This window comes from Leisingera sp. McT4-56 (genome assembly GCF_020514995.1).
Classification (GTDB): Bacteria; Pseudomonadota; Alphaproteobacteria; order Rhodobacterales; family Rhodobacteraceae; genus Leisingera; species Leisingera aquaemixtae_A.
In genome coordinates, this window is sequence record NZ_JAJALF010000006.1 from 20,764 (window position 1) to 46,262 (window position 25,499).

At 60.5% G+C, this 25,499-nt stretch carries 28 protein-coding genes and 1 tRNA gene; 19 read left to right on the plus strand and 10 right to left on the minus strand.

What is annotated here, in order from left to right:
- The first annotated feature begins 14 nt into the window (after window positions 1-14).
- From LHL23_RS09090 to ribD, 10 genes are all read left to right on the plus strand, one after another.
- Entirely contained in the window at window positions 15-356 is a 342-nt protein-coding gene (locus LHL23_RS09090) for a hypothetical protein (RefSeq protein ID WP_226429615.1), read from the plus strand.
- Between the two features lie 27 nt (window positions 357-383).
- Window positions 384-815, plus strand: coding sequence for a thiol-disulfide oxidoreductase DCC family protein (locus LHL23_RS09095; protein ID WP_226429616.1), 432 nt, complete (start codon window positions 384-386; stop codon window positions 813-815).
- A gap of 56 nt (window positions 816-871) precedes the next feature.
- On the plus strand, window positions 872-1,360 hold the full coding sequence (locus tag LHL23_RS09100) for a DUF4166 domain-containing protein (protein ID WP_226429617.1): 489 nt from the start codon (window positions 872-874) through the stop codon (window positions 1,358-1,360).
- Window positions 1,361-1,443: 83 nt separating this feature from the next.
- Window positions 1,444-1,740 carry a hypothetical protein gene (locus LHL23_RS09105; protein ID WP_226429618.1) on the plus strand — a complete coding sequence of 99 codons (297 nt, stop codon included), beginning with the start codon at window positions 1,444-1,446 and terminating at the stop codon, window positions 1,738-1,740.
- Window positions 1,741-1,846: 106 nt separating this feature from the next.
- Entirely contained in the window at window positions 1,847-2,248 is a 402-nt protein-coding gene (locus LHL23_RS09110; protein WP_222480885.1) for a hypothetical protein, read from the plus strand.
- Window positions 2,249-2,586: 338 nt separating this feature from the next.
- Window positions 2,587-2,997: a hypothetical protein gene (locus LHL23_RS09115; protein ID WP_226429619.1), complete on the plus strand. Its 411-nt coding sequence runs from the start codon at window positions 2,587-2,589 to the stop codon at window positions 2,995-2,997.
- A 48-nt stretch (window positions 2,998-3,045) separates the two neighbouring features.
- On the plus strand, window positions 3,046-3,471 hold the full coding sequence (locus LHL23_RS09120) for a hypothetical protein (protein ID WP_222480890.1): 426 nt from the start codon (window positions 3,046-3,048) through the stop codon (window positions 3,469-3,471).
- Window positions 3,472-3,528: 57 nt separating this feature from the next.
- Entirely contained in the window at window positions 3,529-3,945 is a 417-nt protein-coding gene (locus LHL23_RS09125; protein WP_226429620.1) for a secondary thiamine-phosphate synthase enzyme YjbQ, read from the plus strand.
- Between the two features lie 122 nt (window positions 3,946-4,067).
- Window positions 4,068-4,535: a transcriptional regulator NrdR gene (gene nrdR / locus LHL23_RS09130; protein ID WP_027236911.1), complete on the plus strand. Its 468-nt coding sequence runs from the start codon at window positions 4,068-4,070 to the stop codon at window positions 4,533-4,535.
- Window positions 4,535-5,632, plus strand: a complete 1,098-nt coding sequence (gene ribD / locus LHL23_RS09135; RefSeq protein ID WP_226429621.1) for a bifunctional diaminohydroxyphosphoribosylaminopyrimidine deaminase/5-amino-6-(5-phosphoribosylamino)uracil reductase RibD — start codon at window positions 4,535-4,537, stop codon at window positions 5,630-5,632. The genes nrdR and ribD overlap by 1 nt, the downstream gene beginning before the upstream one ends.
- 36 nt (window positions 5,633-5,668) lie before the next feature.
- On the opposite strand, the gene LHL23_RS09140 is transcribed toward ribD, so the two are convergent.
- From LHL23_RS09140 to LHL23_RS09150, 3 genes are all read right to left on the minus strand, one after another.
- Window positions 5,669-7,681, minus strand: coding sequence for a capsular polysaccharide biosynthesis protein (locus tag LHL23_RS09140; RefSeq protein WP_226429622.1), 2,013 nt, complete (start codon window positions 7,679-7,681; stop codon window positions 5,669-5,671).
- A gap of 5 nt (window positions 7,682-7,686) precedes the next feature.
- Entirely contained in the window at window positions 7,687-8,784 is a 1,098-nt protein-coding gene (locus LHL23_RS09145; protein WP_261397249.1) for a polysaccharide biosynthesis/export family protein, read from the minus strand.
- Window positions 8,785-8,918: 134 nt separating this feature from the next.
- Window positions 8,919-10,211: a capsule biosynthesis protein gene (locus LHL23_RS09150; RefSeq protein WP_226429624.1), complete on the minus strand. Its 1,293-nt coding sequence runs from the start codon at window positions 10,209-10,211 to the stop codon at window positions 8,919-8,921.
- A gap of 163 nt (window positions 10,212-10,374) precedes the next feature.
- Between LHL23_RS09150 and LHL23_RS09155 the strand changes: the two genes are divergently transcribed.
- The 6 genes from LHL23_RS09155 (at window position 10,375) to LHL23_RS09180 (ending at window position 14,675) form a co-directional block, all read left to right on the plus strand.
- Window positions 10,375-10,962 carry a riboflavin synthase gene (locus LHL23_RS09155; protein ID WP_226429625.1) on the plus strand — a complete coding sequence of 196 codons (588 nt, stop codon included), beginning with the start codon at window positions 10,375-10,377 and terminating at the stop codon, window positions 10,960-10,962.
- A gap of 214 nt (window positions 10,963-11,176) precedes the next feature.
- Window positions 11,177-12,304 carry a 3,4-dihydroxy-2-butanone-4-phosphate synthase gene (gene ribB, locus LHL23_RS09160; RefSeq protein WP_222480904.1) on the plus strand — a complete coding sequence of 376 codons (1,128 nt, stop codon included), beginning with the start codon at window positions 11,177-11,179 and terminating at the stop codon, window positions 12,302-12,304.
- Between the two features lies 1 nt (window position 12,305).
- Window positions 12,306-12,857: a 6,7-dimethyl-8-ribityllumazine synthase gene (locus LHL23_RS09165; RefSeq protein ID WP_222480906.1), complete on the plus strand. Its 552-nt coding sequence runs from the start codon at window positions 12,306-12,308 to the stop codon at window positions 12,855-12,857.
- A complete protein-coding gene (nusB, locus tag LHL23_RS09170) occupies window positions 12,854-13,336 on the plus strand; it encodes a transcription antitermination factor NusB (RefSeq protein ID WP_222480908.1) in 483 nt (160 codons plus the stop codon). Before LHL23_RS09165 ends, nusB begins: the two co-directional genes overlap by 4 nt.
- 170 nt (window positions 13,337-13,506) lie before the next feature.
- On the plus strand, window positions 13,507-13,836 hold the full coding sequence (locus tag LHL23_RS09175) for a hypothetical protein (protein ID WP_222480910.1): 330 nt from the start codon (window positions 13,507-13,509) through the stop codon (window positions 13,834-13,836).
- Window positions 13,837-14,192: 356 nt separating this feature from the next.
- The gene (locus tag LHL23_RS09180) at window positions 14,193-14,675 is read left to right on the plus strand and encodes an MmcB family DNA repair protein (protein ID WP_226429626.1); all 483 of its coding nucleotides are present in this window, start codon (window positions 14,193-14,195) and stop codon (window positions 14,673-14,675) included.
- Window positions 14,676-14,799: 124 nt separating this feature from the next.
- On the opposite strand, the gene LHL23_RS09185 is transcribed toward LHL23_RS09180, so the two are convergent.
- A complete protein-coding gene (locus LHL23_RS09185; RefSeq protein ID WP_226429627.1) occupies window positions 14,800-14,985 on the minus strand; it encodes a DUF6324 family protein in 186 nt (61 codons plus the stop codon).
- Window positions 14,986-15,075: 90 nt separating this feature from the next.
- Here LHL23_RS09185 and LHL23_RS09190 point away from each other — a divergent pair, with 90 nt between their 5' ends.
- Together LHL23_RS09190 and LHL23_RS09195 are read left to right on the plus strand one after the other, a co-directional pair.
- On the plus strand, window positions 15,076-15,573 hold the full coding sequence (locus LHL23_RS09190; RefSeq protein WP_222480917.1) for a GNAT family N-acetyltransferase: 498 nt from the start codon (window positions 15,076-15,078) through the stop codon (window positions 15,571-15,573).
- Between the two features lie 187 nt (window positions 15,574-15,760).
- Window positions 15,761-15,837 (plus strand) — tRNA-His (locus LHL23_RS09195).
- Window positions 15,838-16,393: 556 nt separating this feature from the next.
- Here the strand turns inward: LHL23_RS09195 and LHL23_RS09200 are convergent.
- The 4 genes from LHL23_RS09200 to LHL23_RS09215 all read right to left on the minus strand — a co-directional run bounded on the left by LHL23_RS09200 (window position 16,394) and on the right by LHL23_RS09215 (window position 22,147).
- On the minus strand, window positions 16,394-18,850 hold the full coding sequence (locus LHL23_RS09200; protein WP_226429628.1) for a S8 family peptidase: 2,457 nt from the start codon (window positions 18,848-18,850) through the stop codon (window positions 16,394-16,396).
- On the minus strand, window positions 18,819-19,835 hold the full coding sequence (locus LHL23_RS09205; RefSeq protein ID WP_226429629.1) for an AAA family ATPase: 1,017 nt from the start codon (window positions 19,833-19,835) through the stop codon (window positions 18,819-18,821). Before LHL23_RS09205 ends, LHL23_RS09200 begins: the two co-directional genes overlap by 32 nt.
- A gap of 265 nt (window positions 19,836-20,100) precedes the next feature.
- On the minus strand, window positions 20,101-21,033 hold the full coding sequence (locus tag LHL23_RS09210) for a site-specific integrase (RefSeq protein ID WP_226429630.1): 933 nt from the start codon (window positions 21,031-21,033) through the stop codon (window positions 20,101-20,103).
- Between the two features lie 25 nt (window positions 21,034-21,058).
- A complete protein-coding gene (locus LHL23_RS09215; RefSeq protein WP_226429631.1) occupies window positions 21,059-22,147 on the minus strand; it encodes a hypothetical protein in 1,089 nt (362 codons plus the stop codon).
- A 364-nt stretch (window positions 22,148-22,511) separates the two neighbouring features.
- Between LHL23_RS09215 and LHL23_RS09220 the strand changes: the two genes are divergently transcribed.
- Entirely contained in the window at window positions 22,512-22,775 is a 264-nt protein-coding gene (locus tag LHL23_RS09220; RefSeq protein WP_226429632.1) for a hypothetical protein, read from the plus strand.
- Window positions 22,776-22,992: 217 nt separating this feature from the next.
- Here the strand turns inward: LHL23_RS09220 and LHL23_RS09225 are convergent, their stop codons facing one another.
- Window positions 22,993-23,541: a peptidoglycan-binding domain-containing protein gene (locus LHL23_RS09225; protein WP_226429633.1), complete on the minus strand. Its 549-nt coding sequence runs from the start codon at window positions 23,539-23,541 to the stop codon at window positions 22,993-22,995.
- A 382-nt stretch (window positions 23,542-23,923) separates the two neighbouring features.
- A complete protein-coding gene (locus LHL23_RS09230; RefSeq protein WP_226429634.1) occupies window positions 23,924-25,216 on the minus strand; it encodes a hypothetical protein in 1,293 nt (430 codons plus the stop codon).
- Between the last annotated feature and the right edge of the window lie 283 nt (window positions 25,217-25,499).

Genomic DNA, 25,499 nt, shown 5'->3' on the forward strand with positions numbered 1-25,499 from the left:
TTTGTGAGGAACCAATGGCGTCAAACGAGTATTGGGCAAATCGAATTTTCAATAAATACGTCAAGCTGCGGCAATCAAGTGACAAGGTTTTTGTCACATACGGAGACTTGGCAGAGATGATTGGGCGTCAGGGGGAGCATAGATTGCTGGGGGCTCCCTTAGATCTGGTGCGGGCGATCTGTGAAAAGGAGAAACTTCCTGACATTGCAACTGTTGTTATAGATCAGAAAAGTTTGAAGTCAGGGGAAATGAAACCATCGCCGAAGGCTTTGGAAAAGTACGGTAGTTGGCCCGGTTTGAGAGCTGAGCAGGCGCGTGTTTTGGCGTTTGATTGGAACACGGTTGATGTCGAATAGGCAACTTTCTGAAAGAGACAGTAAACGGTGGAGAGCACCCGGCTAACAATTGACAACCTCATCGTCTTCGACGGCGAATGCGTGCTGTGTTCCGGCTTCTTCCGCTTCATGCTGCGCCATGACCGGGCGGGGCGGTTTGCATTTGCCACCGCGCAATCGCCGCTGGGGCAGCGGCTGTACCGTGACTTGGGGCTGCCTGCGGATGACTTCGAGACCAACCTGGTGATCGCCGATGGCCGCGCCTATCAGCGCCTTGATGCCTTTGCCGCGGCGATGCGGGCGCTGCCGTGGCCCTGGCCGGTGCTGTCGCTGTGCCGGTTTCTGCCGCGCAAGCTCAAGGATGCGTTCTACTTCAGCATCGCCCGCAACCGTTACCGCCTGTTCGGGCGCCATGACCGCTGCATGATCCCCGGCCCGGAGGTCCGCGCCCGCTTTGCCTGCGGGGGCTATGGCGCATGAGGGATGCCTTTGGCGAGATCATAGCCGCGCATAGGCTGCAGGTGCCGCCGGCCTTGATGCGGTTTCATACCGCGCCTCCGGCGCGCAGCCTTGGTGTGGTCAGGGTTGAAGGCGGCGGCAACCGCTGGGCGCGGCTGCTGGCCGGGCTGGCGGGCTTCCCGCCGCCGATGGCGCAGACCCGTTTCCGCCTCGACGTCGCGCAGCAGGGCAAGGGCCACGTCTGGCGTCGCTGCTTCGGCAGGCATCAGACCCGGTCCCACCTGCGATTTGATCCGCGCCGGGGCAGGGCGGTGGAACGCTTCGGGCCGGTCGAGCTGGAGCTTTCGGCCAGGGTGCAGCAGGGGGCGCTGCTGGTCACGGTCGAAAAGGCCCGCCTGTTCGGGCTGCCGCTGCCGCGCGCGCTGTGCCCCGTCAGCGCGGCGATGGAGTTCGAGACCCCGCAGGGGCACCTGGGTTTTGACATCTCTGCCAGCCTGCCGCGCATCGGCCTGCTGGTGCGCTACAGCGGCCATATCGCGCTGCCGGAGCTGAACCTGAAGCGTTAACCATTTGCTAACCCTGTCGTTGCCTGCCCGCGCGGTGAACCGTAGGTTTTCCGTATCCGCATGGAACTTCCGGGGGGAAGAAGATGTCCGCAGAAGCCGATCTGAACCGGGCGCTGGATGCGCTGGCACAGAAACTCGAAGAGCTGAACGACCTGACGCGTGCCAACCGCTTCATGGTCGAGGCAATGGCTGGGCAAGGGGATGCGCTGAAGCAGATGAGCCGCCACCGCACCAGGGACATGCTGCGCTGCCAGGCCCGGGCGCAGTTTCACCCTGACACCGGAACCGCGCCTGACGCGGCAGTGCTGGCCATTCTGGAAGAAGTGCTGGGCAGCCAAGGGGAAAGCGCCGAGATCATTCCGTTTCCTGCCCGCGCCTGAACCCGGCACCGCACACATTTGCGAGAGGCCGGGGGCGGGGCCGCGAACACCTCTTGAGGCTGTTGCGCTACTCCCTATGCTGACTTCAGCAAAGGGATATTTCCGGATGAGAAACCTCGTTACCGCCGCCGCCCTGGCCTGTGCCACTGCCTTGCCGGCGGCAGCTGATACCTTTATCGCGAACCGCGGCGTGCGCGTGCTGCCAGTCAATGACATTGTCTACGAGGTGGTGCCGGGCCGTTCCGGCGGCACTTGGGAATACTGGTGCGCTGCTGCCGAATACGCCCGCCGCGTGCTGGGCGCAAACTGGACGGACCGTTACTACGTTGTGCGCGGCCGCGATGTCAGCGTCACAACCGGGCGCCGCTCCTCGGTGCAATTCACCCTCTATCCGGACCGTGCAGGGGTGCCGTCCAGGATCGGCTGGCTGTCTCTGGGCTTCCGTCCCGGCGACAGTTTGTCGGTGCAGCAGGGCTATGGCTACTGCTCGCAAGCGTCGCCGCTTTAGTTGGCAGCCAGCGGGCGGCACAGCCGATTCAGGGCGTTCACAAACGGCCACGGCAAGGTGTTACTGCAGGCCGGCCGCGGTGCGAAACCGGCTGCCGCAAATGCTTCTGAACACTTTTCTCCGCCGGATGCCGGGCAGGGGCAGGCATCTTGAGACCGGCTTAAGCTTTTGAATAGGGGCTGCTTTCCAGATGCCGCAGCTCTTTCTGCGACAGCCGCCACCTTGCTGCCATGCACAATGGCGCCGCCGCACGGCAGTGTGAGTGGCCCGTGTGTCAATTCTCCCTATCCTAGAAGCGGGGGCACCGGTCTGTGCCCCGTTCGTCGAAGGGAGCTGCCATGAAACCTGTTGCCGCCGCTGCAATCGCTGCCACGTCGCTGATGATGGCCTTCCCGGCAAGCCTGGACGCCAAAGCCAGCCGACACAGCATCCGCGTCAATCCGGTGTCTGACGGTATTTTCGAAGTCATCCCCGGGGCTGGCAATGGGATACTGTTCTGGTGCGGGGCTGCGGATTACGCCCAACGCGTGCTCCGGGTGCCCTGGAGCGCCAAATTGCACATCTCCCGCGGGCTGGGGCCCAGCGAAACAACCGGCCGCCGCTCAGCGGTCCAGTTCACGCTGGATGCAAATCTGGCCGCAGCCGCCCCAACCGGCGGATACGGGTCTGTTAACAGCCTGCAAGCTGGTGATACAATGAGTGTTCAGAGAGCTTTTGATTATTGCTTTGTGCCGTTCGGGCGGCCGTGAATTCATTCAGGTCCGCGGCCTTCCCGGAACAGCGAGATGGAGGTTGAGATGACCAGCAAGAAACTGTGGCTGCCGGGCGTGCTGGCACTGGTTCTGTCCGTTCCGGTGCCTGCATCCGCGTGGCGTTCGATAAACCGGAATGAGGTGCTGCCGGTGTCCGAAGGCGTTTGGGAGGTGGTGGCCCGGAGCCGGTCCGGCGCGCAGGATTACTGGTGCAGCATTGCCGATTTTGCCATCCGCCAACTGCGGGCGCCCGCGAACCAGCGGATCTACGTCTGGCGCGGCGAGGGGCCGTCAGTGAACCGGCCCGGGCGCAAGGCGGTGCAATTTGCCTTTGGCCTGCCGCCTGGGGTGCCTGACCGCTCCGGCAGCCTGTCGCTGAATGTGCGCGAGGCGGGCGACAGCCTGCGGGTGACTTCTGCGCAGAACTACTGCTACGACCGGCTGCCCGGGCGCGACCGTTTTCTGCCATAGGAGCGGCGGCTGAGGGCGCGGGTTGCCTGAGCCGGGGGTTTCAGCCAGAAAGACTTCATGCATCACGACTTCACCATCCCGACCCGCGGGCAGGGGCTTTATGAATTCACCCGCGATGTGCGGGCCTGGGTGGCGGACAGCGGCTTGCAGGACGGGCTGCTGACCCTGTTTGTCCGCCATACGTCCTGTTCCCTGCTGATCCAAGAGAATGCCGACCCCGAAGTGCAAAGCGACCTGCGCGCGTTCTTCACCCGTCTGGTGCCGCCCTCATCCGATCTTTCGATGGCCTACTTGCGCCACACCTACGAGGGGCCCGACGATATGCCAGCGCACATTAAGGCGGCGATGATGCCGGTCAGCCTGTCCATTCCGGTCCGCCGCGGCGCGCCGGTTCTGGGGACCTGGCAGGGCATTTTTCTGTTCGAGCACCGCGATGCGCCGCATCAGCGGCGGGTGGCCGGACACCTGGTCTGAACCTCTTTATCTAGCGGCGGTAATTCCCCCCTACCCAAATTCTGGAGGGTGGCCTATAGTTGTGGATAACCGGGGAAATACCGGCACAATAAACAGGCTGACAGGATTGAGGGAGCAGGCGGATGCGCTGCCCATTTTGCGGAAATATCGACACTCAGGTCAAGGATTCACGCCCTGCCGAGGATCATGTTTCGATCCGGCGGCGCCGGTTCTGCCCGGCCTGCGGCGGCCGTTTCACCACCTACGAACGGGTGCAGCTGCGCGATCTGGTGGTGATCAAGTCCAATGGCAAGCGCGAGGATTTCGACCGCGACAAGCTGGAGCGCTCGATCCGCATTTCGATGCAGAAACGCCCGATTGAGCCGGAGCGCATCGATCAGATGATTTCCGGCATCGTGCGGCGGCTGGAAAGCATGGGCGAAACCGACATCCCGTCCAAGAAGATAGGCGAGATCGTGATGGAGGCGCTGGCCCGGATCGACACCGTAGCCTATGTGCGCTTTGCCAGCGTGTACAAGAACTTCCAGGCGGCGGATGATTTCGAGGATTTCGTTCACGAGCTGCGCCCGCCGGTGGCGCCGGAAGAATAATGGACACAGACCACCGTTTCATGGCGCTGGCGCTGTCGCTGGGACGGCGCGGGCAGGGCAATTGCTGGCCGAACCCGGCTGTTGGCTGCGTCATCGTGCAGGGCGGCCGCATGGTCGGCCGCGGCTGGACCAAGCCGGGCGGACGTCCGCACGCCGAAACCGAAGCATTGGCGCAGGCCGGAGAAGCCGCCCGCGGCGCCACGGCCTATGTCACACTGGAGCCTTGTGCCCATCAGGGCGAAACACCGCCCTGCGCCCAGGCTCTGATCGATGCCGGGGTGGCGCGGGTTGTCGTCGCGATCGGCGACAGCGATCCGCGGGTTTCCGGCCACGGGATCCGGATGCTGCGTGAGGCGGGCATCAGGGTGGACACCGGCGTCTGGGGCGCCCAGGCGGCACGCGACCATGCCGGGTTCTTTCTCAAGACTGAACAGGGCCGCCCGCTGGTGACGCTGAAGCTGGCCAGCAGCTTTGACGGCCGCATCGCCACCGGATCGGGGCGCAGCAAATGGATCACCGGGCCGGAGGCGCGCCGCGCCGTGCACGCGATGCGCGCCCGCCATGACGCGGTGATGGTCGGCGGCGGCACCGCACGGGCGGATGACCCCTCGCTGACGGTGCGTGATCTGGGGGTGGAGCGGCAGCCCGTGCGGGTGGTGATCTCTCGCCATCTGGACCTGCCGCTGATGGGGCAGCTGGCCCGTACCGCCCGGGAGGTGCCGGTCTGGCTGTGCCACGGCCACGGTGCCGACCATGAGCGCCTTCAGGCCTGGGAAGGCCTGGGCGCCAGGCTGATCCCCTGCGCGTCGCACGGGGTTCAGCTTGATGCTGGAGACGTGCTGCAGCAGCTGGGGCAGGCGGGGCTTACCCGGGTGTTCTGCGAGGGCGGCAGCGCCTTGGCGGCTTCGCTTCTGGCGTTTGATCTGGTCGACGAGCTGATCGGCTTCACCGCCGGTCTGGGCATTGGGGCCGAAGGGCTGCCGTCGATTGGTGCGCTGGGCGTCGGCCGCCTGGAGGAGGCGCCGCGCTTCGAACTGGTCGAGACCCGCGCTGTCGGCAAGGACATCCTGCACCGCTGGACCCGCGCGCTGCGCTGAACCCGGTAATGTCTCCAGGGATCAGCCGGGCGCACGTCAGCGCCAGAGGCGGGCGTAGGTGGCGAACAGCCCCTGCAGCTTTGACAGCATCCGGTTGCCAAGGCCCGGATGCGGCAGGCGGCCCTCGCGCAGCCGCATCACCGCTACCTCTGCAGGGCAGGGTAGTCTGGTGACCGGGTCGAAATAGCGCGGGTAGTCGATCAGGGCGGCATGGGCGAGGCCCAGAAGCGGCACCTGCGCCTGCCGCCAGGACGGCGCTGGCGCCAGATCCCGGGTCAGCCCCCAGCCCGCGTAGAAAGGTGTGCCGAGCGTCGTGACTTTGACCCCGCGCAGCAGCGCCTCGAACCCCAGCAGAGAGGTCATCGTCCAGACTTCCTGCACATTCTCCAGCAGGGCCATCGGATCCGCATGGGCCGCAACCGCATCCGCCACTCCTTCGGCTTCGATGCGCCCGGCCCGCAGGCCTGCCTCCACGTCTGGATGCGGTTTGTAGATGATCACCGCGTCCGGGTTGGCTTCCCGCGCCGTGCGCAGGAGATCCAGATTGGTCCGGACCGTTCCAGCACCGCAGAGGATCGAGGCATCATCCTCCACCTGGCCCGGCACCAGGATTCGGCGGCCCTCAGGCAAGGCAGGAATGGCGCCGCCGAGATTATATTTCGACACATGGTCCCGGACCAGGGATTGCACCAATCGTTCGGCCCGCAGCGCCTGCGCCTGGGTCAGTTCCGTGCGGCTTGCAATCAGCGCATCAAGGTCCGAGGGCTGGCGCGGATCGTAGTAGATCCCGCGCCGGTCGGTGACCAATGACAGCGGCGGCACCAGCTGCGCCCCCAGCCCGCGCGAGCGCAGGAACCCGTCCTCCACCCGCACCGCACCGGCATGGACGTCTGCTGCCTTGCCTGCCCAGACCATCCGGTTGCGCCCGCCGGCCTGCGCCTTGGCAGGATCTTCGGTGAACTGAATCCGTTTTTCCGAGCCAAAGAATTTCTGCAGCGGCTTGCGCTTCCACATCCGCATGCCTGAGGCCGCCCAGCCGCGATGGTCCTGCCGCCAGGCCCGTGCCTTAGCTTCCAGATTGTCCAGCACCGTTTCCAAGCTGCACAGCTCATCCCGGAACGGGTTGTACCATTTCGGATAGAGGATCATCGCGGCCGCAAACAGCTGCGCCCGTGTCAGCTGCCGCTGGCGCCGGGGCGGGGCGGCATCGTCGATGCTCAATCCCCAGCCCGCATAGAACGGCTGTCCGAACACCCGCGGCTTGTGGCCGGCCAGGATCGCTTCGAACCCCAGCTGCGAGGAGACGGTATAGACCCCGACTGCGCCCTCCAGCAGCATCCAGGGAGAGACAGTGCCGGTGAACAGTTCAACCCGTCCCTGCGCATCACCGGTATCGTAGTATCCCGCCCGGTAGCCGCGCAGCGTCTCAGGGTGGGTCTTGATCAGAACGCGGGCGCCGGGATGCTCCTCCTGTGCAAAGGCCAGCATCTCCAGAAACCGTGCCCGGTCCGCGCGCGAGGCGGTGACAGAGGCATCGTCCCGCGCCTGATCCGCGACCAGAACATAGCCGGGCGCCGGCACCGGTGTTTCAGGATCAAACGCGTTGTACTTGCTGAGATGCGCCTCTTTCAGGCGGGTGATGGCGTCGCGCGCCCGCTGCATCAAGTGGGCGTCGTCGAGCGGATGGCCGGCCAGCAATTGCTCCAGATCCGAAGGCACGGCGGCATCGAAATGCACCCCCGCCCGATCCAGCAGCAGCCCTATCGGCGGCTCGCCCGCGCGGCCGGGGTGCAGCGAGCGCAGAAACGCGTCCTCCACCCGCAGCAGCCCGCAGCCGCGCTTTTCCGCCACCGCAAGGCCGCGGTGGGCGGTGGGGGAGGCCCCCCAGATGCCGACCAGGTCGTCTGCCTGCGGCAGCCCCAAGCGGATGTTGTGGCCGGACAATTCCAGGATCCGCCGCACCCGGCGCTGGGTCAGAAAACCGCCGTTGTAAACAAAAAGCCGGGATGCAGTGCTCCCGGCTTCGTGGCGGCCTGCATTCAGGCTCATTCTGTTTAGCTGCCGCTGATTGCGGTAGAGGTACTGGCCAGCGATCCCACCGGCGCCAGAAGCAGCGAGATGGTCTTGGTCCACTGGGCATAGGGCGCTTCGGTGACGTAAAGCGTGTCGTCGTCGCGGATCACAAAGTCGCGGGCCATGAACAGCCCGTTCGGCTGCGTCAGGTTCAGCACATAGACCATGCGCTGGGCGCCGATCAGGTCATTGCGGCCCAGCACCTGGTTGGCAATCTCGGCCGGCTCGTTGCGCAGCACGAACACGCCGGTCGGGTCTGCGGCGGTGGAGATCAGCCCGCCCACCTGGGCAATGGCTTCCAGTGCCGAAAGGTCCTGGCTTTCGAACGGCACCCGCGCCTGGGCAGAGGTCGCGCCGAGAGCGGTGAAGGACCGGGTGTCCTCCTCCACCAGAATGCGGTCGCCGCCGCGCAGGGCGACGTCCAATTCTGGATGGTCAAACAGGTCCTGGAACCAGATCTTGCCCTTCTGGCTGCCGCGGATCACGGTGACCTGGGCGATCTCAGGCTGGATCGTCACGCCGCCGGCCTGGGCCAGCATTGCGGACAGGGTTCGGGTCGGGCGTTCGATCGGGTAGATGCCCTGGGCGCCCACGGAGCCGGTCAGGCTGACGGTGGCCCCATCGCCAGCCAGGCGGCGCACTTGCACCTGCGGGTCGGGGGTCTGGTCTTCGAGCTTGCTGGTGATGGTCTCGCGCAGCTGCTCCGGCGTGTTGCCGGAGGCGCGCAGGCGGCCGGCGTAGGGCACGAAAATATAGCCGGCGCTGTCGACCTGCACCTCTTCCAGCACGGTGGAGTTGGAGGTCTCGGCGGCCAGCAGGCCGTCATCGACGTTTTCCCAGACGGTCAGGCCCAGCACGTCGCCGGGGCGGATGGTGTCTGAGGTCAGCTTGCCCGCAGAGGTGAAGCTGGAGGCAAAGCCAAGCGCGGGAACCACTGCGGTTGCCCGGGCGACGCGGTCATTGACCGAAACGATGAAGGCATCGCCTTCGCGCTGCACCGAACCGGCAAAGATCTGGCTCTTGCTGGGGCCGACTTTCGGCAGGCCGCAGGACGCAGCAAGGGTCAATGCCGCCAGCATTGCCATGGGGCGCGCCCAGCGAAGGGGAACGGATATCACTGCTCGGTCTCCTCGACCTTTTATTGTTTGCCTCAAGTTTTACCGGCAAACTAACCGGCTGGCTGGAAAAAATCCAGTCTTTGGAAGGATCCGCTTCAGGTCACCAGCCGCAACTGTTGCCGCGGAGCCGCTGTTCCCAGCCGCAGCGCGTCATAAGGATCTTCGTCCGCCAGCATCATATCGGCGACCTGGCGCAGCAGCTGGCGCCGTCCATCGCGGGAATAATAGCCGCCCGGCACTTGCGAGGTTTCCAGCAGGAACCGCCGGTAATCCTTGTAGGCGCGGCTGTCGGGGCGGGAGGGCGCGGCAAAGAACTGGGCCAGCGGCTGTTCCGAAACGAACTCCGGTTTGCCATAGACAGCGCGCCCGAACACCCGCAAGGGAATGCCGCGCCACAGCACCTGCTGGCCGGCCGTGGAATTGACCGTCACCGCGCTGCGCGCTTCGTTCAAGAGCTGTGCCAGCTTGCCGCCGCGCACATAATGCACCCGCCCGGCAACGCCATGCTCCCGCGCCAGCCGCCGCAGGGTGCGGCGCACCTGGGCGCGGCCGTCTTCCAGCGGATGCGCCTTGATTACCAGGTGGTGGTGGCGCGGCGCGCCTTCGGCAAAGCCGGTGATCACCTCGGCCAGAAAATCCCCCATGCTGGTGAAAGGGGAATGCATCTGGAAGGAGCTGTCGTGCTCCAGCTGCAGCAGCGCCAGATGGTAGGGGAATCCGCCATTTCGGATGCGCCGCTCGGCCAGCCGCCGCTCCAGCGCCTGTGCGGGCATCAGTAGCAGGCGTTTGAGGTAAAGCTGGAATTCCTTGGTCACCGGCAGCGCCCGGTGCGGGCGGAAATTGCGGTATCTGCGGTTCTGGAACATCACGAACCAATGGTAAAGCGCGCCGTAGAACACGTGCTGGCGCATGTCGCCCCAGTGTGCAGGGGGCAGCGGCGCCTCCATGTCCGAGAGCGCCAGCGCTTCCTGCATCTCGGGAACCGTCATATCCATCAGCCGCGAATGGCCATTGGCGCCGCCGCGTTCATAAGTGACCCAGTAGGGCCGCAGGTAGCCTTCCTCGAACACATGCACCGCAATGCCGCGCTGCCGGGCGGTTTCAACCGCGGCGGCATGGATCGGGCGGGTGTCGCCGTAAAGCACGATATCGGTGATGCCGCGGCTCTCCAGCAGCCCGGCCAGCACCTCCGGCCAGTCCTGCTGGCAGCCGGTGAACGGGATATAGCTGTCCCTGCCGCGCCAGAATGCCTGGTCGCCGGCATTGAACCCCACCCGCGCGACCTCGCACCCTGCGGCCCGCAGCATCCGGCCAAGCGCGGCAAAGAACGGCCCGTGCGGGCCTTGCAGGAACAGGAAGCTTCGGTGTTTCACAGGGGGGCTTGGCATCACACGGGCGGCTGTACAGGGGCGTATTCGGGAATTGATTAACATTTGACTGGGGCGAAACTATGGCTGCGCCACCCGCAAAGGCAAGCCGGGGCTTGTGAAGGCTGCGCGGCTTGGCTACCTCTGCGGCAGGAATGACATATGACCTGCGGGGAGCGCACCCATGTTTACTGGCATCATCACCGATGTGGGCACCATTGCCGAGCTGGAGCAGCAGGGCGATCTGCGCGCCCGCATCCGCACGGCCTACGACACTGCCACCATCGACCTCGGCGCCTCGATTGCCTCGGACGGCGTCTGCCTGACGGTGATTGCCCTGGGCGACGATTGGTACGACGTGCAGATTTCGGCAGAGACCGTGTCCAAGACCAACTTGGACAGCTGGGCCGTGGGCAAGCGGGTGAACCTGGAGCGCGCCCTGAAGGTGGGCGATGAACTGGGCGGCCACATTGTCTCCGGCCATGTGGACGGTGTCGCCGAAGTGGTGGAAATGAAGGACGAGGGCGACAGCACCCGCGTCACCCTGCGCGCGCCAGAGGCGCTGGCCCGCTTCATCGCGCCCAAGGGCTCGGTTGCGCTGAACGGCACCTCTTTGACGGTGAACGATGTGGACGGCCGCGACTTCGGTATAAACTTCATCCCGCACACCAAGGAAGTCACTACCTGGGGCGATGTGAAGACTGGCGACCGCATCAATCTGGAAATCGATACCCTGGCCCGCTACGTTGCGCGGCTGCAGGAAGCGGGCTGAGCGGGCCCGCCCTTCATCTTTCGAAAATACTCCGGGGTGAGGCCGGAGGCCGAGGGGCAGGGCCCCTCAGCATCTTGTGCGTAGATGCACAGGACGCGTCCGGACGTCTGGTTGCCGTTTGCAGGACTGGCATTTGCCGCCGGCCTGGGCTATCTGGCTGGGAAAGAACCCGCAGTGCCAGGCGTGCTGCCCATGCGCATCGAAAGGCTGCCATATGAGCTTTGAAACACCGGGGCCGGTTGAGGCGCAATTGCGCGATGCCATCAGCCCGATCGAAGAGATCATCGAAGAGGCCCGCCAGGGCCGCATGTTCATCCTCGTGGACCACGAGGACCGCGAGAACGAAGGCGACCTGGTGATCCCCGCCCAGCACGCCGATGCGGCTGCGATCAACTTCATGGCGACCCATGGCCGCGGCCTGATCTGCCTGACCATGCCGGCCGAGCGGATCGAGGAACTGGGCTTGCCGATGATGGCCATGCACAACTCCTCGCGCCACGAAACCGCCTTTACCGTTTCCATCGAAGCCCGCGAGGGCGTGTCCACCGGCATCTCTGCCGCCGACCGGGCGCTGACCGTGGCCACCGCCATCGACCTGAAAAAGACCGCTGCCGATATCGCGACGCCGGGCCATGTGTTCCCGCTGCGCGCGCGCCGGGGCGGGGTGCTGGTGCGCGCGGGCCATACCGAGGCAGGCTGCGACGTCGCCCGGCTGGCCGGCCTCTACCCGTCGTCGGTGATCTGCGAGATCATGAGGGAAGACGGCACCATGGCGCGGCTGCCCGACCTGGTGGAATATGCGCAGAAGCACGGACTGAAGATCGGCACCATTTCCGACCTGATCACCTACCGCGCCCGCAACGACAACCTGGTGGTGGAAACCTCGCGCGAGACCGTGATCTCGGAGTTCGGCGGCGAGTGGGAAATGCGGCTGTTCACCGACCAGACCCACGGCATCGAACACGTGGTGATGATCAAGGGCGACATTACCACGCCGGAGCCGGTGCTGGTGCGCACCCATGCGCTGCATGAGGCGACCGACCTGCTGGGCCTCGGCCCGAAATCGGCGCGCCAGCTGCCGCGCTCGATGGAGATCATCGCCGAGGAGGGCCGCGGCGTGGTGACCCTGTTCCGCCAGCCGCGCAACGCGCTTTATGCTAATGAGGACGAGGGGCCGCGCACGGTGACCATCAAGCAGACCGGCATCGGCGCCCAGATCCTGTCGAGCCTGGGCCTGCATGAGCTGGTCCTGCTGACCGACTCGCCCTCGACCAAATACGTCGGGCTGGATGCCTATGGCCTGTCCATCACCGGCAGCCGCCCCATTCTGAAGGACGCTTGATATGGCTGGACATGAAACCCATTACACGCTGCCGCGCGCCGAGTTCGAAAAGCCGGTGAAGCTGCTGATCGTTGTCGCGCCGTACTACAAGGACATCGCCGACAACCTGGTTGCGGGCGCCGCAGCCGAGATCGAAGCCGCAGGCGGCACATTCGAGATCGCCGAAGTGCCGGGCGCGCTGGAAGTGCCGACCGCAATTGCCATCGCCGACCGCACCTCCAACTTCGACGGCTACGTGGCGCTGGGCTGTGTGATCCGCGGCGAGACCACCCATTATGACACCGTCTGCAACGACAGCTCCCGCGCGATCCAGCTGATGGGGCTGCAGGGACTTTGCATTGGCAACGGCATCCTGACCGTGGAAAACCGCAAGCAGGCCGAGGTGCGCGCCGATACCGCCGATCAGAACAAAGGCGGCGGCGCGGCAGCTGCGGCCTTGCATCTGATCGCGCTCACGCGTAAGTGGGGCGCCCAGACCAAAGGCATCGGCTTCAAGGCGCCCGCAGGGGCGTATCGGGTTGCCGGTTCAGACAACGGATCCACCAGCGCATGAGCACCCAGGACAGCCGCCCCAAGGGCAACGGCAAGAATCAGATGAGATCGGCAGCGCGGCTTTACGCCGTGCAGGCGCTGTTCCAGATGGAACACAGCGGCCTCACCTTCGACAAGGTGATCGTCGAATTTGAGGACCACCGTTTTGGCGCTGTCTACGAGGGCGATGAAATGGCGGAAGGCGACACCACGGTTTTCCGCAAGCTGGTGCGCGAAGCGGTGAACCATCAGGCGCGGATCGACCAGATGACCGACCGGGCGCTGGTGGCGAAATGGCCGATTGCCCGCATCGACCCGACCCTGCGGGCGCTGTTCCGCGCGGCCGGCGCCGAGCTGACCCAGTCCGACACCCCGCCCAAGGTGGTGATCAACGAGTTTGTCGATATCGCCCGCGCCTTTTTCCCCGAAGGCAAGGAGGCGAAGTTCGTCAACGCCGTGCTCGACCACATGGCGCGCGAGGCGCGGCCGGAAGCATTCTGAGCCGCCATCTGCCGCTGAATTGAGCTGAAAAAAGGGCGCGCCTCCGGGCGCGCTTTTTTCGTGCCGCCAAGGCGGGCAAATGGTGCGGCAAAATCCGCTCATTCCCTCCGGAACCGCTGGACGGCGCCGCAAAGGCTGCTAACCTCTTCTTGCATATCTGGAGGACTCAGATGCCTGAACTGGTGAAAATGTATATCCGCAACGTGGTGATCGGCTTTGGGATTGCAGCCGCCTTTGTGGCGGTTCTCCTGTGGTTCAACGTGGCGAACCTATGGTCGCTGGTCGCCGCCTCCGACGTTGGCCTGCTGGCTGTGTTCCTGTTGTGGTTCATGCACGGGATCGTCTTTGCCGGCGTGCAGTTCGCCTGGGCCGTAATGGCAATGGCGGAAAAGGACAGCGGCCCGCGCCGCGGCACCCCGGTGGCTCATGAATTCCAGCCGGTGCGTGTTCCGGCCGAGGAGCAATCCAGGCAGAAGCGCCAGCTGAACAGCGGCCGCTGAGCAGCGAAGACTGCCGAAATTCAGCCGCGCTTTCCGGACCGGAAGGCGCGGTTTTCTTTTGCGGGGCAGGAGAAGAAAAGCGGCGGGACCACCAGTCAACCGTGCGGCTTTGATTCCCGAGGACCTGTATATACAGGTGGGCGCCAGGTAAACGGACCAGGATCCGGACAGAGCCAGCTCCCTCGGAATTGCTTAAGGCCACCGGAATGCTGCCTGTCACGAGAAGGGCAGAACCCGCCAAGCCCGTAAGTAAGCCGACAAGGGCGCCGTTACAAGAGGGCCGGTGCTATCCATTGGCGATTCGCTGCGAAAGCGCGGGATTGCAATTTGTTCCCCAATTGTTCACATTTGTCCGCATGATGGAAGATCTGCAGCCTGGACAGAGACTTGCCCGCGGGGTGTCGCGTTATCTGCGGTCCCTGGGCTTTGCCCCGCTGGAGGAGTTCGTGCCGGCCCGCGGCTTGCGCGTCGATGTCATGGCGCTGGGCCCCAAGGGGCAGTTGTGGGTGATCGAGTGCAAGTCCAGCCGTGCCGACTACCAGTCAGACAGCAAGTGGGAGGGCTACCTGGAGTGGTGCGACCGCTACTTCTGGGCGGTGGACATGGATTTCCCGGCCGAATTGCTGCCCGACGGAACCGGGCTGATCATCGCCGACCCCTATGATGCTGAAATCATTCGCATGGCGCCGGAGGACAAGCTGGCGCCGGCCCGGCGCAAGAAGCTGGTGCAGAAATTCGCCACGGACGCTGCCCGCCGCCTGCAAACCCTGCGCGATCCGCGCCTGGGAAAGGACGGGCTGCTGCTGGGCGGGGCGGGCGAGGAACTGCCGGAGGCGTGAAGGCTAAGCCGAGGCTCACCCGCGCCTGCAGATGCCCCGGCTGCGTTGGCGCCCTTAGGCAGCTCTGGGTCCGCCGCGCGTCTGCGGCGCACCACGGTTCAACAGGGGGCACAGGGTGCTGGCATTACTTGATGCTGCGCGCTGCCTGGGCCGCGGCGCGGAGTTCGTCGGCAATCTCTTCGGCTTCCTCGGGGTCGAAGTCCATCGGGATCTCGACGCCGCCCGCCTCGATGAAAATCCGCACCATGCCCTGATCGGTCGGGCCGATCTGCATGTTTGCTTCCACGTCGCGTTCGGTATTGATGCCCATCTTGCACTCCACTGGCGGCCAGCCGCTTGAATGCCGGTGCTAGCCCGGCACAGGCTGAAACGCAAGCCGGGTTTGCGCTACACTGCCTGCATGAAGGATGTGACACTGCGCCGATTCGCCCCGACCGACATGCAATGGCTGGTGGCCCGCCACCAGGACCTCTATGCCCGCGAGGCCGGTTTCGACGACAGCTTCGGACCGCTGGTCGCCGATATCCTGCACAGCTTTTGCGCGGGCCACGATCCGGCCTGCGAAAGGGGATGGATGGCCGAATGCGGCGGCGAAAGGCTGGGCACGGTGTTCTGTATGAAGAAGGATGACGAGACGGCACAGTTGCGGTTGTTCCTGCTGACGCCCAAGGCGCGCGGCAAGGGGCTGGGCAAGCGGCTGCTGCGCGACTGCATGGAATTCGCCCGCGCCGCCGGCTATCGCGGCATGATGCTGAAAACCCACCAGAGCCACCGCACCGCCTGTGCCCTGTACCAGGCTTTCGGCTGGCAGTTGCAGGACAGCCGCCCGGTGCGCAACTATGGCCAGGATCTGATGGAGCAGACTTGGAGCCTGTCTTTCCAGAACGCAGAGGCGTGATGACGGCAGGACGCGGCGCCGCGGGAAAATTGGGTGTAAACGCAAGCGGTTGTGGATAACTTTCCGCTCCGGTTCCCGTGCCGGACGGAGCATTTGACGGCCGGAAAACGGCGCGGTTGTTTTCTGAAAAAGAATGGTGAAAAACCTCTTGCACGCCACTGGGGTGTGCTATAAATGCCCCCTCAGTGCCGCCTTAGCTCAGTTGGTTAGAGCGCTGGATTGTGGATCCAGAGGTCCCCCGTTCAAGCCGGGGAGGCGGTACCATAAACCTATTTATAAACAATATGTTACGATTGCCTCTGAGGTGTTGCAAGGCAACGTGAATTGGTGTGTAGCCATTGTGTAGCCATTGATTGTGCAGCTACTAATGCGAACAACGGGGTTTCTAGCCTTGTTTTACTGTTAGATGCTCAACAAGCAGGGAATGGTCTAAACAAATTCATCGCTTAGATACTCAGTAATACGGTTCACCACGGTCAGTGTTGGTCACTAGAGAGCATCTCCAAAGGTTTTGCCTCCCCGGGCAGTCCCCGCGCTAAAGTTTAAGCTCTCAAAGTAGTAGGCGAGGCTTGGAGTCTCAGTTGAGACGGAGTGCTCACTTGATCCCTTCGGATGTCTGCAATGGGGAAATACGTTTCTAGGCGGGCAGTGTCGTCGTAGTTCCGTTTTCATGAAGGAAAGGAAAACGGGAGTTTAGCGAAAACCGCTGACCGTTCGGAGTCTTCCTTCGCAAGGCACCGATCCCAAACTCTCGTGTGAACGAGTTTTTAGCCTGTAGAAGCACCCGCGTGATCTCACTGCGTGCTGGCACTTAAGATGGTCATACCTCAATGGCTTGCTGGACAGCGATTTTCTGCTGGACCTCTGTGTAAAGGTCAATGTCGACTTCCCCTGTCTGGATTTCCACGACCAGTGAGTATCTTGCTATGCAACGTTCTGCATCGACTTTTCGGTTTTCCTTCCACCAGCCCCCCACGGGGTAAACTGCGATAACACCCCGTTGAGCAAGGTCGTTTGCAGGGATGGTAAGTGTGTCAATTTGAAGGGAGCCTACGCTGCGGCGATTGTACCCAAAGCCCCATTCGCCACTGTCAGGGCCATTATCTTCTTTTTGATCATCCGTTGCAGTTCGCCCGATGCGCTGAGTGAATGCGTCTACTTCCTCGTCTGCCCCTTTAAGCGCAAAGCGTAGCCCATGTGATGCGTATCGGTTTTTCCGGCCTCGCGCGACTTCTGAAGGGTTGGGTTCAATGAATGTGCTCAGTGCAACTCGAAGAGTAACTTCCTGAGCGCCAAGGCTTCGAAGAGCCTCCTTGGGCCAAGGCAGGTCGAACAAGCGCATCTCATGCAGTTTACGCCCGGACTTCTTATTTTCGTATGGTCGAATATGATCTTCGGCGATCAACGTAATTGCGCTTCTGGCGCTGAGCCGTGCCCGGCCCAGGTCAGGTTGCCCGAATCCATACCTGGTGAATAGTACATCCAACGCACCTTTACGTGCTCTCATCGGCGCTGGTACGTGGGACCACATCTGATCTGTCCACCGCGCAGAGGCCACGTAAAGTGCTCTGATCGTCTCAGGCCAAAGGTCAGGATATTCAGCACGTAGAATTGCGAGTTCACGTGCAGCTAAGGCCGTTGCAGCACTGGTGTCGGAGATATGCGTGAAAAAGCGAACAGGAGCGCTTCGGCTTGTTGTGACAAGCATCAGGTCTGAATGCTGGTTCGGCGTTGTTGACAACTTATCATCAAACCAGTTGCCGCCCTCCAAGACGACGTCAGGTTTGATCGGCCAGGTCTTTGTCCAACTTGCAGTTCTGGACATGGGCGCCAGATCTCCGACTTTCGCAAGAGTGCTACCGTAGGTGGGTCCACCGATGCCATTCATCTCGGTCATGGCGCCGACTGCGATGGCGTTCCAAGCCTGTGCAGGTGACTCAACCTCAGCCTCGTCGTCGTCATCACAATTGGCAAGGTAATCGATCGTTCCACCGTGCTGTGGCGTGAGATTGCCAGCTGATACTACCAGTAGTCTTTGCTGGCTGACGATACCGGATCGGCCCGAGGCCAGTTGATCAAGTTCAGTAGACCATGATGTAGGTGCCCCGCTATGCGGGGTATCGTCTTCCGTGGTCGTAGCGAGAGCAAAGGTGCGTAGCCGATCTGGGTTCACTTCGGCTGCATCAATGCCTTTTTGTGTCCTATCCCCAAGCAGATGATGTGGGTTATGTCCCGCATCCGGTATGACTTTTGACGATTCCAGCCTATGCGGCACCTGAATTGGCGCAGTGCTGCCCAAGTGGGTCCTCAGATCGCCAAATAGAGTAAGGCCAGCCATTCTCGAACCATGCCCGTTGGTGTCATCGACGCCCCATCCTAGAACTGCTGCATGGCGGTCAGCAGCGTTCAAGGCAGGCTGAATAAGTGGATGCGCCAAGGATACGCCCGTATCAAGCAATGTGACATAAGAGCCCGTGTGTTGGTCTTCAGGGCGATAGTGAGTCCGAGCCAATACATCTTGAACCCAATCAGCCTGCTCCTCGGCGTCTAGCCCATCTACGAAGTCAATGATCGCGCCAGGTGGTGAAACAGACCGTACCGAACCTGTGCCATGTACAGTCCTGGCCATCTGACCAACACGTCCTTCAACAAGGACAACAGTATCTTCGGGGAATTTTAGGCGATCAGCAAAGACAGTCATACCCTCTTGTTGAGCCCGAGCCACGAATTGCTCCACTTCTTCAGGCTCTAACCAAACCTCCCAGGGGATTGGCGCAGGCGCCAGCGGGAAGGGCTTAGTTGGGTGCCGCCACAAATTCACTAAACCGGCGCGTTCTATAGCTCCGATACTGTTTGCGAGATCAGCATTCTTAGGTCGCGTCTGTCCTTCTTTGTTAGGTCGTCCGTCCTCGGTAGCGAATGCGTTTATTTTGGCCTTCAGCTTCGTGAGGCCACCACCTGCCTTGCTGGCCTTTACTACTGCTCGTCCAGGGAGCCGATGGTCAGGGTCAGCTCTTTGCATGTTAAGCAGCGCTAGACCGCTAACGTCGAACTTTTCTGGCAGGAAAGGTTCGCCAGGACGACCAACAATTTCAAGATAGGACGCGCTGGCCGCAGCGTCGACCGGCAACGCATCAATTGCGGCAATCAGGCTTTGAGCATGGGCTTGGCGATTAGGAACTTGTGAAGGTCGTGATGTTCCACCACCTCCCTTGCCTTGAAAGTTCTCAGACTTCGATACCCCATTAAGAACGATGTGAGGAAGAGTCCGGTCCACCAATGCTAATACCTAACGCCTGTAAGTCCCGTCGCCGACCAATTGAACGCAACAGATCAGCAGATGTTATGTTCGTTTTCGAGTCTAATACGGCTCTCCGTGCGGCATCCATCGCAGCCTGAACAACATCAGAGGATGAAAGGCCTTGAGCCTGCTCAACTACATCGTCCCAGATAACATTGGATAAATCAAACCCAATCAAACGACGCGACATAGCTTTCTGGATGGCTTCAGCTGTAGGGAGGTCGTACACTAAGACGAGATCAAAGCGCCGAAGTATTGCCTTGTCCAGAATACGAGGGAGATTGGTTGTCGCAACAATGAGGGACGGTCCAGTATCTTCTTCCATGAATTGCAGGAACGAATTCAGCGTTCGACGTGCTTCACCCACGTCGTTGTCTCCATCCCGTGCGGCTGCAAGGGCGTCAATTTCGTCGAAAAGGTAGACGCCGCGTTGAGTTCTGACAGCCTCAAAAATAGCACTAAGTTTTGATGCCGTTTCACCCATAAACTTCGAAATCAGACCGTGTAGCAGCACCGAGTAGAGTGGTAATTTTAGCTCTCCAGCTAATGCGGATGCGCTCAGGGTCTTACCTGTGCCAGGAGGCCCTGCCAGCAAGACCCGTTGTCGAGGGGCTAGCCCGTGCTGCTCTAGCATGTCGCGTTTGCGAAACTCTGTTACAAGCTGGTCGAGTTCGGCAGATACAACATCGGGAAGAATAAGGTCGTTTAGGCGGGCTTCTGGGTACGCGGTGCCAATGATCGAAGCCAACTCACCGCGTGGCTTCGCGATTAGTGTGGGGGAGGATGATTGCACCTTTGGCTTTTGACCAGCTTCCACCCATTGACGCAACTGTTCCGCTAGACGCGTATGACCCTTTTGCTCTTCCGAAGAAGCAAGCTGTAGGGCGAGATCGAAGAAACGCTCTTCGTTCCCCTCAACGTGGCTCTTTAAGAGCCCTATGAGTTGCTTCGCCGTGGCCACTAACTTCGTCTCCCAGTTGAGGGGCAGTTTACAACGTTTCTCGGGTAAAGCGACAGAGGCGAAACCCTATCTTTCATCTTAACTAACTGTGTTGCTACAGGACACGGCTACAACTGCAACTGATATCGCAGTTCCTGTCTAGCTCATCTCTCTTCAAGCGGCATCCTTGCAGCGAACACTGTTCGCTGCTCCGCGAGACTTTGCCCTACTTCCTGTTCATCGCCCACTTCGAGGTTTCATCAAAGGGCTGGGGTTTGTTCACAAACTAAAGAAGCAAACTTGTCGGGTTGTCCTCAAACAGGCTCGCTATCCTTACATACCTTTCCATTGTGGCTGCGGAAGCATGCCCTGTCTGGCGGCGTATCGCGTATTCCCTAGCACCAGCTTGAATTGCGCTTGTGACAAACCCTGCACGTAGTGAGTGACCGGAGTATTTCCCTGCATCGAGGCCAATGCGATCAGCATGCTTCTTCACAATTGTAGCCACTGACTCTGCTGCCAAGCGGGTGCGTCTTACCTTTCCTCCCTTTGTGCAAGAGCGGAACACCGGCCCGGTCTGCGGTTCGATTTTGCAGGACCAGGCGTCCAGATACTTGATCGGGCAATGACGCGTGCGCCCATACGCAATCGCGATCAACCGGCCTTGGCCAGCTTGATCCGTCTTGCTTCGTTTGATCGTGATACGGAAACCTGCCGGAACCTGGGCAATGTCTTCGAAATCTATTGCGACCAGCTCAGATCGGCGCAGGCCGCCTGCAAACCCAATCGTCAACAGGGCGGCGTCGCGTTTGCCAAGAGTGCTCTTTGGCATGTTATCTAGGATTTCCCGCAGATGCTCGATTAGGAGAGGGGCCACTGCCCGCTGGGGTTTTCCATGTAGCCGGGTCAGTCCTCGGATTGCAGAGGCCACGAGGCGGCTTTTTACGGGGTTTGGCGCGTGCCCAAGGGATGAATGTAGGGAGGACAGGGAAGCCAGCTGCCGCTTGATGGTGGCGACCGTGCAAATGTTTGCACGGAAGGCAATGAACGCAGCGATCTGCTCGGGCGATGATGGGATGGATCCACCCCACTTCAGAAAGCCCGTGATGTCGGATCTGTAGGCCCGTCGTGTGTTCGTCGCATAGGCCGCTTCTAAGAGGTCCTCTGGTCGAGTAACTTTTGGTGTATTTTCCTCTGACGGTCCGGGTAAGCCATCCATGATTTTTGCCTCCGATAATGGAAGGTTATCGGAGGTAAACGCGTACTGCGTCGGCCCGGCACTCATTCACCAGGTCAAACTCTTCTCGCAGGATGGCAAGGCCTTCAGGTGCAGCCCCTGCTGGAAGGCCCGGCCTGTTGTTACATGCCTCTTGCTTCAGTTGCTGGCCAATGCTCCAGTCCAGCCTTCGTTTGAGCTGGGAACTTTCCACACGGAAGACCAAGCCAGCAACGGTCTTGGCGGGAGATACGGCACCTGTGGCCCAGTGCCTGATGAATCTTCCAAGCCGGGGAGATCGCTTCAGAGCCAAGCGGAAAGCCTGCAAACCAATGCGAGTGTGACCATCCAGAACCCAGGAGGGCAGCCCATTGAGATCAACGGATGGTGGAAACACTTCGTCCATTTGTCTTGGAGTTTCTGGCAGATCTCGCGAAAGCAGCGCCATGTGAAGTGCCATTTCGGACTTAGTGCGCTGCAGGCCCAATGTTGCTGCGGCTTTGACACAAGGCGACAAGGTCGCTTCTGGCAAGCGTTCCAATAACAAGCACCAATCACGCACCCTCCTTGACGGGGTTGATGCAGGGCTAAGCTGCAATGCCGCTATCGCACGCTCATGGACAGGCGCAGAGGTCGATGAGGCGAGAGCTGCTCGCGCAGCTTCGGGCAACTCTGACACGTCTGCCTTGCAGCAGTTGTAATCATCATTTCCGATGGCATCGATCAAGTCGTCTGTTGTGCGGTCCTTAGCGGACGCGCACATGGCTGACACAAGGGCTAAACCGACCTTTTCGGGTCCGCCCAGGTTGCTGCGAAGTTGCCGGTCTCCTTCCGCCTGCAGAACTTGAGCAACGAGAGGTATGTTGGCCAGTCCAATATCTTCGAGCGCGATTATGCACAAACGCCTCCAAAACACTTGCTCATTAATCCGCAGGAGATACCAGGCAGCTTCTTCCGCCCTGCGAGTGTTTGCACGCCGGATAGCCTTCTGCAGCATCGACTTTGCTATGAAGGGATCCCATTGAAACCGGCCATCGAAGTCGGCACTTCGGTGCCGAGCCACAAGGGCTTCCAGATCACTCTTTGCATTTTCGAGAAAAACGTCTTCCAAGAACATCAGTGCCTCCATTTTCTGATGGAGGACAGGTTGCTTTGCCCCTTCTTCTTCGTGGCTAGGCGCTCAGCGAATGGCAATTTGAATGCGCCTGAATATCTCTCTTGTTTTCAGCAAGATGGGTTGTCGCGCAATCAGTCGAAAGTTGCCAAATAACCCCATTGGACCCGGGTTGGAAAAGCTACCCGCTGGTGGTGCTTTGACACGCCGTTGGCGGGTGCAAGAAGGACACCCAAAGGTATCCCTAAGTATCCCCAAAAAAAAAAAAGTGTACCTAAGGCAGGGGCAGTTTTCTGTTTGTGGGGTGCAGTTTCTAACGGCTCAGAAGCCGGAACCTGGCAAAATTCTGTGTCATGCGCGACGGTGAATGGCGTGGCTGCGCGGCATGGAGCTTGTTGAACCAACTGTCGACCTGGCGTCACCCTGGGCCTGCCGTGTGTTCATTCGCAGGCTGATTTACACTACGGATGAGATCGACAGGACTTTTCCGCTGGAATCTTTAATTATTCGGCAGTGCGGTCGACCTCGGGGCGAAGCGTGGCGTGTCGGCTGGAAGCGGTCAGTGCACGAATGGCATGCGGTGAAAAGCCAGCTCGGCATCATGCTCGAGGCACGCTTCCAATTGGCGTAAGAAAACGCGCCAGGGCACAAAACTCCGCACAGTCTCAATACCGCTGAGCTGGTGAAAATGATCATTGCCGCTGGCGTTTCCGCGCTCAAGCTTCAAGGCTTCTCTAAACTCGAAATTTTTGAACTACGTAGGCTGACACACACTGTCTCAACCAAGATCACACCCCATGATTTGGCCAGCCTCCGCACTCTTGCTGACAAGCTGGCCCCGACATTCTCTATGGCTTCTTGGGGAATGCAAGATCACACATGACCGACGCCATTTTGACTTCTGAGTTATTGATCGACATTAGCGGGAAATGATCCATAACCACGGGTAAACCATAGAACTTTGTGAAGCCAGCATAGCCCCCATAGGCATTTTTCCCATTCACCTCTCCGCAAACAATCTCTTGTGCACCTTTTTTTACAAAGAAAACGTCCCTAATCATCACGCTGTTTGGGTCTCTAAGATTCTTAGCGACATCGCGTGTGATGACTTCCAGGATTTTTTCGTTGGTGATAGGAGATCGCGCGTCCAGTGATCTACTGTACATGTACAGATAGACACTCTCAGGGTCGCTTTTGCTCCCGTATTTCTCAGAGAACTCTTTCAATGCGCGTCTTGTCGCCGGACCTATCCGCCCGTCAGTCCCACCTGGATCAAATCCGTGGTCTTTCAAAGCGATTTGAAGGGCAAAAGCCTGATCTAGCGTCAGAGCATTGGCGAGCCTGGGTGCAAGACTGATGATAAGACAAACCGCGAAAATAAGGGCAGATCGAAACACTTTAGCTTCCTCACTTAGGTACTTTGAAAACTCACTTAGGTACTTTGAAAAATCTATCAGAAAATCGCAGGCAGCACAAAGACGCCAACTCGGCGAATGCGTGAGTTCGTATCTCTTTCAGAAAGAAGCAATGCTGTGCTGTGACCGCCGAGTGACCCAAGCTCGGCGTTTCGATACTGCCGCCGCTAGGTGGTCAGGAACTACCGGCGAATGCCATGCCACAGCAGCAAGCAATGTTAACGTTGTGCTATGTGGAAAGCGCGGGACTGCAAATTCTGTGCTTGGCATTAGCTGATCCAGTGAACGTTGCCTGTCGGGAGACCGGTAAACCTTGCAATGTCAGTTGTCTGTGCGTGTCTGTCGTTAAGTGCGGGCGCAGAGTTCACTGTGCAAATGTTTGCACGGCCTTCTTTGTGAGCTTGGTCGCTTTGGCTTGACCGAACTCTGGGGGCAAATACGGGCTGCCGTATTTCTGCATCCCCGCTCCCATGTCGAATATCTTGCCCTTCTTGGACACCTCAACGTCCCTTCTTGGCCCTTTCTTGGGCGGGATCAGATCCTGGCCTTTCTGAGCCAGTTTGATGCCCCCTGGAGACGCTTTAGAAGCCGCGTAAAGCCCCTTACTGGGCTTTTTGATGGTAGGGGTGCCCGAGGACCCTTTCTTCCCGCTCTGGGCCACTACAGCGTCCCTGACGATATACGCATTCACCAGGATGATCCCGAGATCGGGCCGGGTCGGCATTTGCTTGTACCCCTTCTGGTCCTGAACAGCATCCGCGATGTAGGTCCAGCGTTTGAACAGCACTTCCACGAAGGTCCCGCACTGCTCCTCTGTGGCCTTGTCCATTCCGAGCCTGGTGACGATGTGCCCGACCTTCCCCATTTCCACCGAAGTGAAAGGGCCGATCTGAGATCCGAACTGGGTGTGCCACCAGAACCTCCACCACTGCATGAAATGCTGCCGGGGTGTTTTGCTTGCTGCCTTCTCCGGAGTGTCCTGGTTCTGGAACATCCCTTTCAGGGTATCTTCTACATTGGGCATAGCCTGCTCCTTGGGTGCCTCCAGCTCGCTGGGGGCCTTAACAATGTCTTCTGCTGTCTTAGTGTTGTCTATTGTATATAGGGTGGAACCATCTGGTACCTCTCCAGTGGAACCATCTGGTTCCCCTTCAGTGGAACCATCTGGTACCCCTGCACTCGTGAAAAGTGTAAAGCAATTCGAGAGATCACCCAGGCTCGGAGCAATGGGGCGGGACAGGAGAGAGGTCAGCCGGGACCGGAGACTTTCCCTGTCTTCTGCCGGGAGGCTGGAATAGGTCGTCTGCCTGGAGAACACCCCTTTGAGAAGCCCTACGATAGCCGCCCCAGTCGCGGAGAGGGCCGTGTGCAGGGTGTTCCGGCTGCCGAAGATGAATTGCCCCGTGTCGATCAAATGGGCGTCTCTCAGGTCCTTGAGAGCTTTCTTCACCTGGATGAACGTGAGGCCTGTTTCCTTGGCCCATTCCTTCCGGGACTTGGCCACCCATTTCTGGTTCGTGCGTTCGATGGTGGCCATCGGGACCCAGAACAGGATCCGGGCCAATAACTGCTTCGCCCGGTCCGTGCTAGTCAGAGGATAAGCTGCTTGGAGGTAGGAAAGGTGTTTAGGGCTTATTGCAGAAGTATCGACAATCATGCCCTTCTCCTCAGATTGGAGGGTATCGGCGGTTAAGTTGCCGCTCAAAGGCATCAGACCGCAGTGCCACGCCTGCCACCAACTAGCCCAGATTCAATTACTGCTTGTAGGTCGGAAACGCGGTAACGAACCCCTCCGCTCGGAAGTCTGATGTATGGATATTGGGGGGCAGTTCCTTCAGCTTTTGAAGTATAGCGGTCATTATGAAGGAAGGATGCAGATAAGCCGATTATCGCCGCTGCTTCCTTAGTAGTTAGCAACGGTTCTATGCCCGCAACGATTT

Bases quoted from the DNA above. Each gene is read 5' to 3' on its own strand.
- LHL23_RS09090 (WP_226429615.1), top strand. From the start codon at position 15: ATGGCGTCAAACGAGTATTGGGCAAATCGAATTTTCAATAAATACGTC.
- LHL23_RS09100 (WP_226429617.1), top strand. From the start codon at position 872: ATGCGGTTTCATACCGCGCCTCCGGCGCGCAGCCTTGGTGTGGTCAGG.
- LHL23_RS09105 (WP_226429618.1), top strand. From the start codon at position 1,444: ATGTCCGCAGAAGCCGATCTGAACCGGGCGCTGGATGCGCTGGCACAG.
- LHL23_RS09110 (WP_222480885.1), top strand. From the start codon at position 1,847: ATGAGAAACCTCGTTACCGCCGCCGCCCTGGCCTGTGCCACTGCCTTG.
- LHL23_RS09115 (WP_226429619.1), top strand. From the start codon at position 2,587: ATGAAACCTGTTGCCGCCGCTGCAATCGCTGCCACGTCGCTGATGATG.
- LHL23_RS09120 (WP_222480890.1), top strand. From the start codon at position 3,046: ATGACCAGCAAGAAACTGTGGCTGCCGGGCGTGCTGGCACTGGTTCTG.
- LHL23_RS09125 (WP_226429620.1), top strand. From the start codon at position 3,529: ATGCATCACGACTTCACCATCCCGACCCGCGGGCAGGGGCTTTATGAA.
- nrdR (WP_027236911.1), top strand. From the start codon at position 4,068: ATGCGCTGCCCATTTTGCGGAAATATCGACACTCAGGTCAAGGATTCA.
- ribD (WP_226429621.1), top strand. From the start codon at position 4,535: ATGGACACAGACCACCGTTTCATGGCGCTGGCGCTGTCGCTGGGACGG.
- LHL23_RS09140 (WP_226429622.1), bottom strand. From the start codon at position 7,681: ATGAGCCTGAATGCAGGCCGCCACGAAGCCGGGAGCACTGCATCCCGG.
- LHL23_RS09145 (WP_261397249.1), bottom strand. From the start codon at position 8,784: ATGCTGGCGGCATTGACCCTTGCTGCGTCCTGCGGCCTGCCGAAAGTC.
- LHL23_RS09150 (WP_226429624.1), bottom strand. From the start codon at position 10,211: ATGCCAAGCCCCCCTGTGAAACACCGAAGCTTCCTGTTCCTGCAAGGC.
- LHL23_RS09155 (WP_226429625.1), top strand. From the start codon at position 10,375: ATGTTTACTGGCATCATCACCGATGTGGGCACCATTGCCGAGCTGGAG.
- ribB (WP_222480904.1), top strand. From the start codon at position 11,177: ATGAGCTTTGAAACACCGGGGCCGGTTGAGGCGCAATTGCGCGATGCC.
- LHL23_RS09165 (WP_222480906.1), top strand. From the start codon at position 12,306: ATGGCTGGACATGAAACCCATTACACGCTGCCGCGCGCCGAGTTCGAA.
- nusB (WP_222480908.1), top strand. From the start codon at position 12,854: ATGAGCACCCAGGACAGCCGCCCCAAGGGCAACGGCAAGAATCAGATG.
- LHL23_RS09175 (WP_222480910.1), top strand. From the start codon at position 13,507: ATGCCTGAACTGGTGAAAATGTATATCCGCAACGTGGTGATCGGCTTT.
- LHL23_RS09180 (WP_226429626.1), top strand. From the start codon at position 14,193: ATGATGGAAGATCTGCAGCCTGGACAGAGACTTGCCCGCGGGGTGTCG.
- LHL23_RS09185 (WP_226429627.1), bottom strand. From the start codon at position 14,985: ATGGGCATCAATACCGAACGCGACGTGGAAGCAAACATGCAGATCGGC.
- LHL23_RS09190 (WP_222480917.1), top strand. From the start codon at position 15,076: ATGAAGGATGTGACACTGCGCCGATTCGCCCCGACCGACATGCAATGG.
- LHL23_RS09210 (WP_226429630.1), bottom strand. From the start codon at position 21,033: ATGGATGGCTTACCCGGACCGTCAGAGGAAAATACACCAAAAGTTACT.
- LHL23_RS09215 (WP_226429631.1), bottom strand. From the start codon at position 22,147: ATGTTCTTGGAAGACGTTTTTCTCGAAAATGCAAAGAGTGATCTGGAA.
- LHL23_RS09220 (WP_226429632.1), top strand. From the start codon at position 22,512: ATGGCGTGGCTGCGCGGCATGGAGCTTGTTGAACCAACTGTCGACCTG.
- LHL23_RS09230 (WP_226429634.1), bottom strand. From the start codon at position 25,216: ATGATTGTCGATACTTCTGCAATAAGCCCTAAACACCTTTCCTACCTC.